This is a genomic window from Williamsia sp. CHRR-6, assembly GCF_018474015.1.
Lineage (GTDB): Bacteria > Actinomycetota > Actinomycetes > Mycobacteriales > Mycobacteriaceae > Williamsia_A.
Map to the genome: position 1 here is coordinate 1 of NZ_JAHCSG010000009.1, position 15040 is coordinate 15040.

The window sequence follows — 15040 nt, forward strand, 5'->3', positions numbered from 1 at the left end:
GGCGATCCCCTGCCGAAACGGATGCGACACCCGCCAGACCGGGAACCGACGCGACTGGCGTACACGCTTCAACGTCGCCGTCTCCTCGGTCGGCGGCGCGTCGAGCTCGTCGAGCACCTGCAACTCCGCCAGTAGCAGGTCCAGACGTTCGCGCTGCTCGGAGTCAGTTTTGGCGGCCTCCTCCAGCCGGTCCAGATAGGCGTCGAATTCGCCCGACCAATCGATCAACACACCACCGATATTAGCCTGGAGCGATATTGCTTGCAACCAATACCTTGCGGTTGGTCGGTGACTGCCGGCGCGCTGCGCACCCCGAATCGGAGCTCCCTGCGGTCGCACAGTGACCCCGGCCTAGCGGCCGGGGCGGGGATCTTGTTTCGTCCTTCTGGCCGTCCGATTGTGACCGGCGTCGTCCGCCGCACAACCCCGCGACACTGTCGTGCCCTTCGGGTCGAGAAACTCTCAACCCGGCTGCGCCTGAGACTTTCTCGCTCGCGGGGTTGTGCTCTGTCCTCCTGTGCCGGTCTTCATCTCCCTTGCCAGAAGGGCAAAAAAATTGGCGGACATGGGAGGTCGCACCAGTCATGGGTACACGTCGCGCACGCACAAGCAAGACCGCCGAGCAGGCAGCCGCCGAGCGTCGCGAGCGGGCCGAGCAGATGCAGGCCCAGATCGCCGCACAGGTCCAGACGATGGCCGAGTCAATCGGCTGGCGTGAATGGCTCGACTACCTCGCGAACTTCCACAGCTACAGCCTGCGCAACATTCTGCTGATCGCCGCCCAGCGCCCCGACGCGACCCAGGTCGCCGGATTCCGCACCTGGCAGTCCCTCGGACGACAGGTCCGCAAGGGCGAGAAAGCAATCCGCATCTTCGGGTTCAGCTCGAAGAAAGTCACCGAGACCGACCCCGCCACCGGCGACGAGACCGAGACCCGCATCCCCCGGTTCCCCATCCTGAGCGTGTTCGACATCGCCCAAACCGACCCCATCGACGGGACCGAGGACCGCACCGTCACCGAGCCCGGCGACATCGTCACCCACGTCCACGGCGACGACGAAACCGGCATCTACGACCGGGTCGCCGCCTTCATCACCGCCCAAGGGTGGACCATCACACGCGAGCAGATCCCCGGCACGACGAACGGATACACCCGCGTAGACGGCACCAAGCTGATCGTCGTCGACGCCGACCTCGCACCCGCCCAAGCAGCGAAAACGATGATCCACGAGACTGCCCACGCCATGCTGCTGCACGCCGACACCGACGGCCACCGCGTCGACACCCTCGACATCGAGCAGCACCGAGGCATCCGCGAGGTCGAAGCCGAATCCGTCGCCTATGTCGTCGCCGCCCTCTGCGGACTGGACACCAGCGCCTACAGCGTCGGCTACATCACCGGATGGGCCGACGGCGACCCCGAGATCGTCACCGCCACCGCAACCCGAGTCCTCGCGTGCGTCCACACCATCGCCGACGCCCTACACCCGCAAAGCGAGGACCACGACGACACCGACGACCAGGACGACACCGACGCCCACACCGCCGACGCAGCCTGAACCCGCGCCGATTCACCACCCACCCAACAGGAGAGACACCACGCCATGAGCACCCGACAGAAATGGACCACCACCAGCGACGCCCTCTACGGCGTCATCACCCGAGTTGAGCTGATCGTGGTCCGCGACCCCGACGGCGACACCACCACCCGCCTGTTCCTCGACGGCCGCGAGATCCCCGCCGCGACCGTCACCGTCGACGCTGGCGCCGGATGGCACCGCGACGACTGGAACACCCATCGCGACAGCGCGGTCGCCGCCGCGAGCTGCCCCGCTGTGGCCACAGCGATCCGGGAAGCGTTCACCGACCCACCCGGGGCCGAGCACATCACCGGCTGACCCCCTGCCCCGGTGCCGGGCCTCGACCTGGGTCCGGCCCCGGTGTCGGGGGCGTCGCCCATAAGGACCGGGCCTGCCCGGACCGTGCCACGGGTGGAGCGGCCTGTGGCCGCGCTAGCCCTGACGCCGTCGGGATGCTGCGCACCCCGGATCGGAGCTCCCTGCCGGTCGCACTGCCGAAAAGCGTTGTTGCTTTTCCCTTCTGGCCGTCCGATTGTGACCGGCGTCGTCCTGCACACAACAGCGCGTCCGCGGCCTCCGGCGGGACCGACACCACTTTCCACACCCGCACTCGGCTGCGCCTCGCGTGGAAACTGCCGCCGCTCCCCTGTTGTGCTCCGTCCTCCTGGCCGGTCTTTATCTCCCCTGCCAGAAGGGCAAAAAAGTTGGCGGTACGAGAGGAGCCAGACATGGCCGTGTTCCGAGGAATCAACCCCATCGCAGCGGGAGCCCTGGTCTGGGACCAGATCGCCGGACCCGGCGACATGGCATTCGACGACCTGACGGTCGAGGACCGCGCGGAACTCGTTGGCCTCGCCCTCGACGACACCGCGATCTGTGAGGCCGCGACGACCGAAATCACCGTCTGACAAAGAAGGGCCAGAAGCCATGATCACCACCGCGATCCGCTACGCCTGCGGGCACGGCGACTGGCACGACACCTACGCCGGCGCCCAGAACGACCCCGGCACCCGACCACCCACCGAGCACGCCACCGACGAACAGCTCGCCCAGCTCCGCGCACTTCTAGCCGCGGACACCCCCGTGGAGACGAACCGATGACCGACACCACCACCGCCAGCGAGCGGGGCGCATACCTCCCGCACTGCGCCGACACCGCCTGCCGCGAAGGCCATTGCCGCGACTGTGGCACCCACACCATGTGGACCGCCGAGGCCTGGGGCAACGCCGTCGACTGCCCCGCCTGCGGCCGCCACGACTTCTACTCGATCGGGGACTGACCAAGTCTCTACGCCGAGGGCACTACGCCGAGAACACACCGCCAACGCACTGTCGTGTCGACGCCAGCCAACGGAGTCCGCCATCCCTTGATTGGAGCTTATTTCGCGGCCCTATATCCCTCCGCAACATTGACACCGCCGACCGCCCCAAGTGAATTGCCGAATATCAGGAAATGACCAAACAATGGCTTATCCGCCCTGCCTCATCACCCGCGAGAACGTAACCAAATAGAAACAGATAAATCGTCAAATAGATTGCGCAACAACGCTGTTGGGCATAGAATCGAGGTATCCCGCATACAGTCGACTCCAACCGAGAAGGATGCGAAACCAATGACTGCCGTCACCGTGTACACCAAGCCTGCCTGCGTTCAGTGCAACGCCACCTACAAGGTTCTCGACAAGCAGGGAATCGCCTACGGCGTCGTTGATCTCACCGAGAATGCCGAGGCGCTGGAATATGTGATGAGCCTGGGTTTCGTGCAAGCCCCGGTAGTTGTGGCCGGTGACCAGTCGTGGGCAGGGTTTCGCCCCGATCGGATCAAGGCACTCGCCGCCGCCCAGGCCGCGTGAAAGGACTGACCCGTCATGGCCATTGATTACGAACAGCGCGCCGCCTGGCACTGGGACCGCGCCGAGCAAGCCCGCGCCGATGGTGACCCGCAGCTCGCGGCCGAGCACGAGCACGCTGCCGGCATTTGCGAGCAGTTCGCCCACGAAGACGCCACCGGCACTGTGGCCGCCTGATCATTCCCCTCATGGACCCCACCGACATCGATCCGGATCCCGACAGGAGTGACGACGATATGACCGCAGCACTGAGTGAGCTGGGCGTCGAGGAGATCCCGCCGGCTGATGTCGACGAGCTCGATGACGCCTACACCGCAGGTGGATCGTTGGGAGATGACCCCGAAGTGGAGGTCGACGTTGCCACCGACCTCGAGCAAGAGCTGCTGTCCGCGCTGATGTGGGCTCCGCCGTCCCTCGCCCGCGCCGTCGCTGCGCAGCTCGACATCAAACACTTCTGGGTGCCCCAGCACGCACGCATCTTCGCGGCGATCGCCGCCGTCGCCACGAACGCCGGGCCCTCTCCCGCTCTGGTCAATGCGCAGTTGCTCGCGACCGGTGGGCAGGGTGAGTTCAGCACCCGAAGTGCGCAGAAGACGATGCTCGCCCTTGTCGCTCCCACGCACCGGCCGGTCGCGGTGCCCGGCCAGGTGCGCTACCTCGCGATCGCCGTTATCGACGGGTGGTACCGCCGTGGCTACACCGCGCTGCTGACCGCGATGGACCAACGCCGCCAGGAAGCGCCGATCGAAGAGCTGTCCGGGCACTGGGCGCAGCTCACCGGATACCAGCAACGTGCCGAATCAGACTGGCTCACCCGACGCCAGGCCCTCACCGAAGTGGAGTGATGACAATGACGATGACCGACACCGAATATGGCCACGAGACAGACGGATACCGTCAGCGCCTCGCCTACGACCTCCACAAAGTTGACGGCCTGCCCCTGGCTGCGGTCGCCGACGAATTCAATGTGTCGCTGGCCGAGATCCAGGACTGGATCAACACCTACATCGCCCGCACCGACGCCGCAGCTGCCGCCGCGCAACCACCGCTGTTCGAGTGAGGAGACGATCATGACGCCGTTCAAGCCGGCAGGCATTGGGAATGAGTGGGAGGCTGACGGCCTGTGCCGTCAGGTCGACCCCGACCTGTGGTTCCCAGAGGTCGGCGAACGCGATACCGCAGCCAAACGCATCTGCGCGGACTGCCCCGTCACCGGCGAATGCTTGGACTGGGCGTTGGCCACCGACGAACGGTTCGGCATCTGGGGTGGCCTCTCGCCCGTCGAGCGACGACGCTTGACCCACCACGACACACGGCGCCGAGCATCATGAGCGCAGCACAGCACAGCACAGCACCGATGACACCGGTGAGCAGGTAGAATCGACCGTGAACCACCACAGGAAGAGGTGATCGTTGATGGCCACCACCACACGCACTGACGATCAGATCCTCGCCGCCGTCGATGCCGGCCACGAGATGGCTGGCATGGTGGCCACCGACGCAGATCGAGCCGCCGCTCTGCGCGTGCTGCACGGTGAGACCACTCCCGAGCAGGAAGCTGCTGCGGTCCTCGCTGAAATCCGGTCACGCCACTCTCAGTGACCACGTCCTCATCATCCGGTGACGAGGCCGGGCAGGTTCCCGATAACCTGCCCGGCCTCTTGTCTGTCACCGATCTTGAGGTGTTCGAGCGTCGCATGGCCTATGTCCGGGTGGCCGAGCTTGAACACGATCCCGCGATCGCCGACGGCGACTTCACGTTTGAGACCCTCCGCGAGATCCACGGATGGATTCTGCAAGACGTCTACCCATGGGCGGGGCAGCTGCGCACTACCGACACCCAGGCGATGGGGATGGCGCACTGTCGGCCGGCGTTCCTGGCCGACGAGCTGCATCGGGTGTTCGGCGGCATCACCACCGACCGTCCCTCCCACGTCGACCGGGAATCGGCGATCGCCACGACCGCCCACCATTGGGGTGAGCTGACCGGGGTCCACCCGTTCGTCGATGGGAACTCGAGAACCCAGCGGGTGTTCTTCCACCGCTACCTCGCCGACGCGCGGTGGGACATCGACTGGCGCGTCGTCGACGCCGCCGCGGTGCACGCAGCCCGCCACGTCGCGATGGCCACCACGGACTCATCGTTTCTCGCCGCCGAGCTCGCACCCGGGGTGGTGCGCTTGGGCGACACCGCGCCGGGGTCCCTGGCCGCCACCCAAGACACCCGAGATCCCGCGAGAGCGGTCGCGGTGTTCCGGGCGATGATGATGCACCGCCGGGCCGGGGGAACCGCGGAGACATTCAGAGCGCAGGCCGCGGCCGCAGGTCCGATGGCCGGCCCGTCCGGACAGGCCGCCCCCTCGCCGCCCTACCGGGGGCGCAGCGAGCAGAGCACATCGGCACCGTCGCGGCCGGATCGGCCGCGCGGCCGGGGCCGCTAGAGCGAGGTCACCACCGGTTGGGTGCCGACGGGGTCTGGCGGGCAGCGTTTCCGCCGACGCCGGCGAACGCCACGAGCAGGAGTAGCGGCAGTAGCAGGAACATGGCGCACGCCGCGGCGAACGCAGCGCGCAGCAGGATCGGGCTCCAGGTCCGGGCGGGAACCCACCGCGGCCGGTAGCCCGGGCCGATCGGCGGGAGCCAATGACCCGGTCGGGGTCGGCGCACCAGGAACCCGACGAGGACGCTGAACGCGAATGTCGCCGCACCGAGCATGAGCCACACGGTGAGGAACACCGCGCCGAAGCTGGCGCTGGCGAGCATGGTGTCGATCGCGTCGACCATGACGGTCTCCTCATCGGCTGGTGTGGTCTGTCGGTGGTATCAGAGTGCTCGGACATGACCGGGTGCGCCAGTGGCCGCGCGGGGAGTGTGACTGACGTGAACGGACGATCCCCGAACCGATGTGGGTCGGGGATCGTCGTTCTCGCTGACGGGTTTACCGCCGAGCCGGCGGAGTCAGTTGTGGGAAGGTGATGTGCAGGCCGGGGAAGGCTTTCTGGGCTTGGCGGCTGAAGTCAGCGACGGCGTTGCTGACGGTGTCGCGGGCGGTTTGGGCGAGGAGTCCTGCCGCTTTGAAGGGGGCGTCGGCCTGGGTGTGGTTGATGTGGATCGGCACGTTGATGGCGCCGAGGGTGACCCGTCCGGTGACGTCGCCGTTCTTGGCGACGACGTAGTCGACCTTCCCGCCGCCGGGTAGGTTCTTGCGGTCAAGGTGCAGCTCGTACTGGTTGGCGGTCGGGTTGGGCGGGTCAGCCCGGTAGGGCCGCTCGGTTTGGGTGCCGGGGGTGATGGTCGGGGCGTTGGGGTTTGCCCCAGGGTCACCGGCACCGACTTGATCGCCGACGACCGCACCGATGATTCCGCCACCGATGGCGCCGATGACGCCGGCGCCCAGGCCGATTGCGGCTGCGCCGCTACCGGCACCGATCAGTGCACCGGTGCCGATGTTGAACGGATAGGGCGGGACGAATGCACCGATCGCGGCACCAATACCTGTCCCTAGCAGTGCGCCGCCGATCGCTGCGGGTGCGGCGAGCACGGTGAATCCGATGGCGGCGCCGGCGGCGCCGCCAGTGACTGCGGCGGCACCGCGGCGGGCAGCTTGGTCCTTGGGTAGACCAACTGATTCCCAGAATTGAGCGATCTTTCCTTCGGCGACGCCAGCGTTTTGGTTGATCGCGGCGGCGTCTGCGTTGGACAGCTGCGCGGGTTTACGGGTGATGTAGTTGCCGATGCGGATGTAGCCGACCGGGGCCAGGATGGTGCGCGGCACAGGGGTGGGTCGCGGGGCGTGCAGGACTGCGGGTGCAGCGCTGCTGTAGGACGTCGAGTAGGTGGCCGGCGGGCTGTAGTAGACGGGTCCGGTGGGGCCGTAGAACGCTGGCGGTGTTTGCGGGCTAGGTACGGGGAGCACCAGTGGCGTGGATTCTTCGGGCAGGGTCGGGATGGCTGAGCCGCGCGGTGAAGGTGCCGGGGTGAATCCGCCCTGCCCGGTGGTGGGGGTGGTGAATCCGCCTTGGCCCTGCCCGGTACCGGGGGTGGTGAATCCGCCCTGCCCGCCGGGATCGGCCATGGCTGGGGCTGCGGTGCCTACTGCGGCGGCCGCGATCGCACCGAGTACACCGAGGGTGATTACACGGGTCGCTCGGTGGCTGGATGCGGTGGACACGGCATCGATGTCGCACTGTCGACGACGGTGACGGCCGACCATATCCGGGGTGTCGTAGGGGCAGGGGGTAGCTGTTTTCGGCATGGGGGTAGCGCCTTTCGTTGTGTGCTGAGAAAAAGAGATACGGGCGTTACTCGGCCCGGTCGAGCGAGGCGGTCAGCTGATGCGGACGTTGAGGAGGTTCTGCGCGATCAGTGTCCGGCCGCCGATGACGGTGGTCTGGAACCGCTGCTGATAGATGGTGGGTGTACCTCCTCCCGGCGGGGTTTCGGTGAGCGTCACGTCAAACAACCCTGACCCGCTGTCGACGATGCGGAGGCAGTGGCGTGTGCCGGTCGGGGTTTGGTCGATGGTGGTTTGGATGGCCTGGGGGGTGCCCATGTTTGCCGTGGGTGCGCCGGTGTCGCGGGCCTGGTCGCCCGAGCGGGTGACGTAGAAGGCGTAGTCGTATTTCTTGATGACTCCGGGGCCGCTGGAGTAGTCGCCGGCGTCGCGTCCGGTGGTCACGTTGTCTTTCGTGGCCGAGGGGCAATCGGCATTTGGGTCGACTGGTGAGGCGGCCGACGTTGTATTCGATGAGGTGATGTCGGGCTCGGGAGCGATCGCGTGCGGCGTGGTGTCACCGCCACCGATGCCACCCAGAGTCACTGCCACGGTGACCGCGGTGACGATGATCAGCGCGACTAGTCCGCCCGCGGCCAGTGCGGCATGGCGGATGTTGCGGCGTTGGGAGGAGCGGTCCGGAGCGGGCTCGCCGGTCCGCTCGACGGGCGGAATGGTGAGTGGAATGTCGGCGGTGACCGGAATCAGTTCGACGGGCGGGGCGTCAGCGACGCCGGCGGCCGGGGCCTCGTCGATCGTCGGTGGGGCGACGGTTTCGGTGACGTCGGTGTTCCACGGTTCGGCGCTGGCCGGTGGGATCTCTTTGCTGCGTTTCATGGTGGTGGGGTCCTGTGGCTTGATTCGGTGGTGACGGTGTCGGCTTTCGCGGCGAGGGCGGCGCAGATCCAGTCACTGAGTTGGGGGTGGTGTTCGCGTTGGGTCCACCAGGCGTCGCGGGCATCGGACCAGATGTCGGGGCGGCAGGTGAATGATCGGCGGGCGCGGGTGGCGGTGCCGGCGGGGGCTGGTTCACGGCGGCCGGGTGGGATGCGGGTGGGAGCGCTCCGGAGGGTTCCCCCAGTGTGGGCGCGGGTCGCGGTGACGCCCTCAGCGATCGCGGTTTCGAGCCATTCGGTCCACGCCGGGTAGGTGTCGAGGGTGTCGGCCCAGGCGCGCTTACACCTGTCCCAGAGGTCTTGGGGGCAGGAAAATGACTGCCGGGTACGTGTCCACTGTGTGCTGTCGGTCATGGGTGGGTTCCCCTGGGGTGGTTGCGGTATCGGGTGGTGGTCAGTCCCCCGATCCTTGCAACCATCGACACGATGACTATCCCCACCACCAGGCTCCCGGCACCATCGGTGGATGGGGTGTCGGCGTGGGTGGTCATCGGGTTCGGGCCGCCTGCTGAGTTCGCGCCGGCGCTCGGTGGCGTCCGCGGGTGGCCGACTGGACACCGTGTGACACCGCCGGTGACGTCGCTGGTGTGGTGGTGGCAGCCTGGAAGGGGCCGGCGGCAGCTAGCTCGGCTGCGGCGGTCCGGGCGTCGGCGGTGGGGGGTTCGGTGACGGCGGCTGTCTGGGTGAGGTGGCTGGCAGCGTCGATCGCGCTGAGGTGCTCGGTCATGACTCTGGTGATGTCGAGATAGTTGGCGGCATCGGCGGCGGCAAGGATCTGACCCGCTCCGCGTGTACGACCACCGTCGGTGTAGCTGGTGTCAGCGACGAGTGCGTCGTGACTGACAGTGTTCAATGCCTGGATTTCGGAGCGGGCGAAGTCGCGGAGCGCGTCGCTGTCGGGTCCGGCGGCCGCTCGGATCGTGTAGGCCTCGGCGAGGATGTCGATGCCGTCGAGGGCGGCATCGGCGGTGCCCTGTGCGGCTGCATTGCGGACCTCGGTTGCGGCGGTTGTCGATTGGACATCCATCGCATGGCGGTAGGTGTCGAGGATGCTCGCGAAGGCTGCGTCGAGAACTGTGTCGACAGGATGGCCTGGGTCGTTCAGTGACGCCACGGTGGTGACGATCGACTCGACTAGTCGGGTCGCTCGAGTGTTCAGACCCGACACGCGGCTACGTGGGCCGTGCTCTATGGAATCGCCGCCGATGCTCGTGGCTAGGGACGACGGTTGTGTCCGCGGGTCGGGGGTCACGCGTTCTGCTCCACGCGGATGTGATCGTCGATCGCGGCGGCGCTGATCTCACGCACCGTCGCGGGCAAAGGCGGCTCGATCGCAGACACCGGGCTCACCGCAGCGGTGTCTGTCTGCTGCTCATCGGGGGCCAGCTCTTTCCGGGCGCTACGCGCCCGCGCGGCCGCCAACGCCGACTCCGGACGCAACCCGATGTTGGCCAACGCTGCGGGCTTTGCCCCGGCTGCTTTGGCCTCCTCGAACGCCACCAGGAGTGCGTCTTCATCGCGCACCTGGCGGGCCGCGAGCTCCTTCTCCTGCACCTTGCGGTCGGCACGATTGGCCTCGTATGCCGCGACCGCGTCGGACAGTTCGGCGATCCGTTGCTCGATGCCATCGGAGATGATCTCGCGCCGATACGCCTCCAGTGCGCCTGCGGCTTTCGACTTGGCTGCCACCAGGTCTCCCTTCATTGTCCGGCTGTGAGCGCTCCCCACCACCATCGATGAATCTAATGTATCTAATGGTTCTAATGTCAAGGGGTTGCCGCGCATCGGCGAGCGATTCCGCCGGCCGGGTAGCCGGGTGTGCGACAGCGGGAACCCCCCGCCGTCCTAAGCATTGTTGGTGGTGACCGCCGGAAAATCTGCCGGTTCCCTCTCAGGCGAATGCGCCGGAGCAAGATATGCCAAAACCCAGGGGTTTTGGCTTGCGCCTGCGGCGGGCGGTCGCCAGACTCGGTGGTACGAGTCGCGGCCAGTGCGGTGGCTGGCCAGGTGTGGCGGGTGGTCGGGGGCGGAGACCGCGACCACGTGAGCGCCCCAGGCGGGGCGGGATGAGACGGAGAGGGACGGCAAATGGCGACACGGTCGGCGCGGGGGCACCGCGCCCATGTGTCGGGTGCGCCGCGTACCCGTCGTGAGGTGTGGCTCTCGACTGAGGAGCGCACGGTGATCACCGCCGCGGCGGCGCAGGCGGGGTTGCGGCCGGGGGCCTACATTGCCCGGGAGGCGGTGCGCGCCGCGCGCGCGGACACCGCCGCTCGCAGCGACTCCCCCACTGCTGAGGCCGCACCGGCGGCCGGTGTCACTGTCTCCGGTGCCCGGGAAGTTCTCGACGAGGTGCGTCACCTACGCCGGCTGATGGGCAACGTCGCTGGCAACCTCAACGACGTCGCCCGGCACGCCAACTCGACCGGCGAGCTGGTCGAGCAATCGGGGGCGATTCTGGATTTCGTGCGCCGCACCAACGAGCGCGTCGACGCCGAGTTGATGGCGATCCTGCGGAGGCTGCGGTGATCGGCAAGGTGGATCGCGGGTGGGATGCGCCCGGCCTGGTGTCGTATCTGATGGGTCCGGGCAAGCACAACGAGCACACCCGGCCGACGGTCATCGCGTCGTGGCAGAACGATCCGGGCGCGTTGCAGCCGTCGATGATCGGCGACGGCGATTTCGATTTCGATCCCGCCGAGCTGGCCGCGTTGCGCGCCCATGTCCACGCCCCGGCCGAGGCGGTCGGGTTGCCGCGCCGCCAGCCGGCCGAAGGCGAACCGGGCTTCACCAAGCACGGCTATGTGTGGCATACCTCGATCGCGATTCCCGCGGCTGACGGCGCTCTCGCCCAGGAGACGTGGGCGCAGATCGCCCGCGACGTGATGGAGCGGACGGGTATCGCCGCGGCCGACGATCCGGGCGGGTGCCGGTGGATCGCGGTGCACCACGGGCGTAGCGCTGAGGGCAACGACCACATTCACATCGCGGCCACCCTGGTTCGCCAGGACACCGGGGCCCGGGTGCACCCCCGCAACGACTACCGCACCCTGCGATCGGTGATGCGGGAGTGGGAAGACCGTCTCGGGTTGACCGTCACCGCGCAGAACGCCCGCGACGCCGACCGGCCCGCGGCGCGCGGGGAGTTCGAGAAGGCCGCACGCCGCGCCGCCGACCCCGATGCGTTCGTCGCCTCACGCACCGATCCGACAGAGACGATCCGCGGGCAGCTCCGCCAGGCCGTTGCCGACACCGCGGCCACGGCTAACGACACCGAAGAGTTCCTCGCCGGTCTGCGCACCCGCGGTCTGCTGGTGCACCTGCATCACGATCGGGCCGGAGCGGTCGACGGGTATGCCGTGGCGTTGCCCGGTGACCGCAACCGGCAGGGCCGACCGGTGTTCTACGGCGGCGGGAAGCTCGCCCGGGACCTGTCGTGGCCGAAGGTGTCTGCGGAGTTCGCCCGCCACGGCGGTGTGGTCGCCGACCGTCCCGCCGAGCGGAGTTGGGATCTCGGGGTGACCCGCCTCGACGGTGCCCGCGAGGTCGTCACCCGCGCCCATCGGGCGTTCGCCCGCCAGCCGTATGCCGCCCAACGCGATATCGCTGTGGCCGCGCACCGCATGGTCGCCACCTACGCCAAGGTAACCGCCGGCAATCCCGGGCCGAACGGGACACCCGATCAGACCGGGCCGCGTATCCAGTCGGTGTGGACCGGTCACCGATCGGCGCGGGCGGCGCGCATGGCCGCACATGCCCTCCACGACACCGGTCGCCCGCTGGCCGGGATCGCCGCCGACCTCAACGCCGCATCCCGCAACCTCCTCGCGCTCGGCGCACTCGGTGAGGGCGGCCCGGCGAAGACCGCGAGCGTCGCGCTCGCCGTCGCCCTGGCCGAGCTGGTGACCGAGATCGCCGCGTGGCATGACCGCACCGGCTCCCCCGCCGGCGGCACCGCGGCCCGCAAGAGCGTCAGTGCTCTGCGCACCCACACCGGGTGGGTCACCCAGTCCACCGCGGCGGCCACGCCCGCGACGTCGACGGCGACCCGTGATCCGCACCGCGCGGCGCACGCGTTGTCGCGGCGGCCACGTGGGGCACCCCGAACCGATCCACCCACCCGACGCATCCCGCCCCCTCCCCCCGGACCGCAGACAGGACCTCGACGATGACTGGACCCCGCACCACCACCATCACCGATGAGCTCGCGGCGCTGCGCGAGACACCACACATGGGTGTCCCCCGCGAACAGGTCCTCGGCATGGCGATGGCCGCCCGCACACTGGCCAGTGGTCTGCGTGCGGTCCGCGAGGCACGCGGCCGGGCTGGATGGTCCGACGCCGAGCACGCCGCCCGTCTCGAGCTCGCCGCCGACGCCCACGGCATCGACCGCCTCACCCCCGCCCAGGCGCAGGAATGGAACCAGCGGGTCGCTGACGGCGACATCACCAGCCACCAGCACCGCCTATCGGGGATGACTATCTCGTTCGCTGACCTCGACGACCACACCCAGGTCGTGCAAGCCACCCTCGACGACCGCACGGTCACCGTCGCGGCCGGGTCGGCCGACATGGGCGCACGGGTGCGGTCCTGGCTCGCTGACTCCCCCAGCGACGACAGTCTCACCGAGCTGCGCGACGTCGCCCGCGAGATCGCCGAGGACAAGGTGCGGGGCGGCCTTGACGACACCCGGGCCAGCACCACCGCCGCGGCGGCCGATGAGCGGACCGAGACACGCGGCCGCGACGAGGCTGAGACCCGAGAGCGGCGCGATCTGGCGGACCGTCTCGGTGACCGGGTCCCCGATCGGGTCACCGGTCACCCGTCGTGGGCGCGCGTGGAGAAGCAGTTCGATGACCTCATCACCGCCGGCGCCGACCCCGACACCCTCGCCGATGCGGTCGCCGGTCTGCGGTTCACCGAGCAGGTCCGCTCCCCCGCCGGCCTGGCGATGTGGCAGATGCGCAAGACCGCGGCCGGGCAACCCGGCCCCAGCGACGAAGACACCGCCCGCCGCGAAGCCGCGACGGAATGGCTCGCCACCGAAGCCCTCGACACCCCCGCCGATCGGGCCCGCGCCGCCCGCCTCATCGGCCAGTTCGACGACGCATTCGACGCCCAGCTCGCCGACAAATACCCCGGGCTGCTGTCGGTCGACGACGCCCACATCGCCGACCATATCGCCCGCGCCGACACCAACACCGACGCCGCGGCCAAACACGAAGAGACCGCACGCGTCGACGAACACGCCCTCGCCACCATCGCGCCACCCGCGGTCGACGACACCCTCGACCGCGACACCGAGCGCGCCGACATCGCGCTCGAACACGGCCAGAGCGTCGACCACGAACACACCGCCGACGACGAACGCGACCTCGCCGAGAACGCCGAATCCGACCGCGCCCGCCACGCCGCCGAACCCCCCACCGCCGAACGCGCAGCCGAACGCGCCGCCGCCGCACCCTCACGCACCGCCGACGGCAACGCCGTCCGCACCGCCAACCCGCGGCCCCGCCGCGGCGGACCGGCCCGCGCGCCACAGCAGAACACCAACCGCCGTGCCCGGACCCGCTAACACCCTGACGCTCGCCGACCGGATAGCAGTCTCGGCGGGACTCGTCCTCGCTTACATCCTTGCCTTCGGCCTCGGGATTTTTGCCTCGGTGGAGGCGCTTCTCGGTGCAGACCTGAGTATCCGGAGCAGCGCCACCGGCGGCCCCGGCTCCTACGACTGGGCGTACGTCATTGCGGAGAATTCCGCGACGGTGATCGCGCTTGTGCTCGTCGTGTGGGCTGGAGCGCTCACCGCCGGTGACGGGTTCCGCTGGCCACGCGCAGACCGGACCTCGCCGGTAGGGCCGGTGGTGATCGCCGCGGCGATCGCGGTCTACGCACTCGCTCTAGTCGCGGCGCAACTCATTCAACAAGCGATGCTCGCCCACGGAGCTGGACTCCCCGCCCCCGAAACCCGGTCCGGTACCCCAGTGTCGGCGTCGATGATCCTTGCCGTCCACGCAGGAATCGGTGAAGAACTGATCGTCGTGGCCGGCCTGGCCATGGCCGTCGGTCTGTTCACCCGACGCGCTGTGATCGCACTCCCAATCCTGATCGCTGCCCGGCTCGCCTATCACCTGTACTACGGCTGGTCAGTCGTTGCGCTCGTTCTGTGGGCGGCGGTGTCGGCATACATCATCTGGCGGTGGCGGTCCTGGACCATCCTCGCCGGGTTCATCGCACTGCACATCGCCTGGGACGCACTCATTCACTGGGATCTCTGGGCGAACGGCGACGCCATCAACTACCTCTTCGGCGTCCCCGCTGTCGCTGTCATCGTGGCCTGCTTCGTCGTCGACCGCCGGTGGTGGTCGACACCGCCGACGGTCTCAGAGCAGTCGAAGGGGCAGGTCTCAACCGCGACCGTCGCCGCCGCCGACCATTAGC

General features: G+C 68.5%; 22 protein-coding genes and 1 pseudogene. 16 read left to right on the forward strand and 7 right to left on the reverse strand.

Features of this window, described 5'->3' with window-relative positions; genetic code table 11:
• Positions 1-231: pseudogene (locus tag KIK15_RS17610) on the reverse strand (hypothetical protein); the annotation flags it as partial.
• A 353-nt stretch (positions 232-584) separates the two neighbouring features.
• Here KIK15_RS17610 and KIK15_RS17615 point away from each other — a divergent pair.
• The 12 genes from KIK15_RS17615 to KIK15_RS17670 all read left to right on the forward strand — a co-directional run bounded on the left by KIK15_RS17615 (position 585) and on the right by KIK15_RS17670 (position 5871).
• Entirely contained in the window at positions 585-1559 is a 975-nt protein-coding gene (locus tag KIK15_RS17615; RefSeq protein WP_214246092.1) for an ArdC-like ssDNA-binding domain-containing protein, read from the forward strand.
• Positions 1560-1604: 45 nt separating this feature from the next.
• On the forward strand, positions 1605-1898 hold the full coding sequence (locus tag KIK15_RS17620; RefSeq protein ID WP_214246094.1) for a hypothetical protein: 294 nt from the start codon (positions 1605-1607) through the stop codon (positions 1896-1898).
• A 410-nt stretch (positions 1899-2308) separates the two neighbouring features.
• Positions 2309-2488 (forward strand): hypothetical protein, encoded by a 180-nt coding sequence (locus KIK15_RS17625; RefSeq protein WP_214246096.1) that lies wholly within the window; start codon positions 2309-2311, stop codon positions 2486-2488.
• Between the two features lie 19 nt (positions 2489-2507).
• A complete protein-coding gene (locus KIK15_RS17630; RefSeq protein ID WP_214246097.1) occupies positions 2508-2681 on the forward strand; it encodes a hypothetical protein in 174 nt (57 codons plus the stop codon).
• Positions 2678-2860 (forward strand): hypothetical protein, encoded by a 183-nt coding sequence (locus KIK15_RS17635; protein ID WP_214246099.1) that lies wholly within the window; start codon positions 2678-2680, stop codon positions 2858-2860. Before KIK15_RS17630 ends, KIK15_RS17635 begins: the two co-directional genes overlap by 4 nt.
• Positions 2861-3193: 333 nt before the next feature.
• Positions 3194-3433 carry a glutaredoxin-like protein NrdH gene (gene nrdH / locus KIK15_RS17640; protein WP_214246100.1) on the forward strand — a complete coding sequence of 80 codons (240 nt, stop codon included), beginning with the start codon at positions 3194-3196 and terminating at the stop codon, positions 3431-3433.
• 15 nt (positions 3434-3448) lie between these two features.
• Positions 3449-3607, forward strand: coding sequence for a hypothetical protein (locus KIK15_RS17645; protein WP_214246101.1), 159 nt, complete (start codon positions 3449-3451; stop codon positions 3605-3607).
• 59 nt (positions 3608-3666) lie between these two features.
• The gene (locus KIK15_RS17650) at positions 3667-4275 is read left to right on the forward strand and encodes a DnaB-like helicase N-terminal domain-containing protein (protein ID WP_214246102.1); all 609 of its coding nucleotides are present in this window, start codon (positions 3667-3669) and stop codon (positions 4273-4275) included.
• A gap of 11 nt (positions 4276-4286) precedes the next feature.
• A complete protein-coding gene (locus tag KIK15_RS17655; protein WP_214246104.1) occupies positions 4287-4490 on the forward strand; it encodes a hypothetical protein in 204 nt (67 codons plus the stop codon).
• 10 nt (positions 4491-4500) lie between these two features.
• A complete protein-coding gene (locus tag KIK15_RS17660; protein WP_214246106.1) occupies positions 4501-4761 on the forward strand; it encodes a WhiB family transcriptional regulator in 261 nt (86 codons plus the stop codon).
• Positions 4762-4846: 85 nt separating this feature from the next.
• A complete protein-coding gene (locus tag KIK15_RS17665; protein WP_214246108.1) occupies positions 4847-5032 on the forward strand; it encodes a hypothetical protein in 186 nt (61 codons plus the stop codon).
• On the forward strand, positions 5029-5871 hold the full coding sequence (locus tag KIK15_RS17670) for a Fic family protein (protein ID WP_214246110.1): 843 nt from the start codon (positions 5029-5031) through the stop codon (positions 5869-5871). The genes KIK15_RS17665 and KIK15_RS17670 overlap by 4 nt, the downstream gene beginning before the upstream one ends.
• A 7-nt stretch (positions 5872-5878) precedes the next feature.
• On the opposite strand, the gene KIK15_RS17675 is transcribed toward KIK15_RS17670, so the two are convergent.
• From KIK15_RS17675 to KIK15_RS17700, 6 genes are all read right to left on the reverse strand, one after another.
• A complete protein-coding gene (locus KIK15_RS17675) occupies positions 5879-6214 on the reverse strand; it encodes a hypothetical protein (RefSeq protein WP_214246112.1) in 336 nt (111 codons plus the stop codon).
• 154 nt (positions 6215-6368) lie between these two features.
• Complete coding sequence (locus tag KIK15_RS17680; RefSeq protein ID WP_214246114.1) at positions 6369-7685, reverse strand: hypothetical protein; 1317 nt, start codon at positions 7683-7685, stop codon at positions 6369-6371.
• A gap of 72 nt (positions 7686-7757) precedes the next feature.
• Positions 7758-8540, reverse strand: a complete 783-nt coding sequence (locus KIK15_RS17685; protein WP_214246116.1) for a hypothetical protein — start codon at positions 8538-8540, stop codon at positions 7758-7760.
• A 409-nt stretch (positions 8541-8949) separates the two neighbouring features.
• The gene (locus KIK15_RS17690; protein WP_214246118.1) at positions 8950-9090 is read right to left on the reverse strand and encodes a hypothetical protein; all 141 of its coding nucleotides are present in this window, start codon (positions 9088-9090) and stop codon (positions 8950-8952) included.
• Positions 9087-9713, reverse strand: coding sequence for a hypothetical protein (locus KIK15_RS17695; RefSeq protein WP_214246120.1), 627 nt, complete (start codon positions 9711-9713; stop codon positions 9087-9089). Before KIK15_RS17695 ends, KIK15_RS17690 begins: the two co-directional genes overlap by 4 nt.
• Positions 9714-9847: 134 nt before the next feature.
• Positions 9848-10288 carry a hypothetical protein gene (locus KIK15_RS17700; protein ID WP_214246122.1) on the reverse strand — a complete coding sequence of 147 codons (441 nt, stop codon included), beginning with the start codon at positions 10286-10288 and terminating at the stop codon, positions 9848-9850.
• Positions 10289-10687: 399 nt separating this feature from the next.
• Here KIK15_RS17700 and KIK15_RS17705 point away from each other — a divergent pair, with 399 nt between their 5' ends.
• Genes KIK15_RS17705 through KIK15_RS17720 form a run of 4 tightly spaced genes read left to right on the forward strand, consistent with a single transcriptional unit; the run spans position 10688 to position 15039 of the window.
• A complete protein-coding gene (locus tag KIK15_RS17705) occupies positions 10688-11128 on the forward strand; it encodes a hypothetical protein (RefSeq protein WP_214246123.1) in 441 nt (146 codons plus the stop codon).
• Complete coding sequence (locus KIK15_RS17710) at positions 11125-12771, forward strand: relaxase/mobilization nuclease domain-containing protein (protein WP_214246124.1); 1647 nt, start codon at positions 11125-11127, stop codon at positions 12769-12771. Before KIK15_RS17705 ends, KIK15_RS17710 begins: the two co-directional genes overlap by 4 nt.
• The gene (locus tag KIK15_RS17715) at positions 12768-14174 is read left to right on the forward strand and encodes a hypothetical protein (RefSeq protein WP_214246125.1); all 1407 of its coding nucleotides are present in this window, start codon (positions 12768-12770) and stop codon (positions 14172-14174) included. Before KIK15_RS17710 ends, KIK15_RS17715 begins: the two co-directional genes overlap by 4 nt.
• The gene (locus KIK15_RS17720) at positions 14158-15039 is read left to right on the forward strand and encodes a hypothetical protein (RefSeq protein WP_214246127.1); all 882 of its coding nucleotides are present in this window, start codon (positions 14158-14160) and stop codon (positions 15037-15039) included. The genes KIK15_RS17715 and KIK15_RS17720 overlap by 17 nt, the downstream gene beginning before the upstream one ends.
• Position 15040 lies beyond the last annotated feature (1 nt).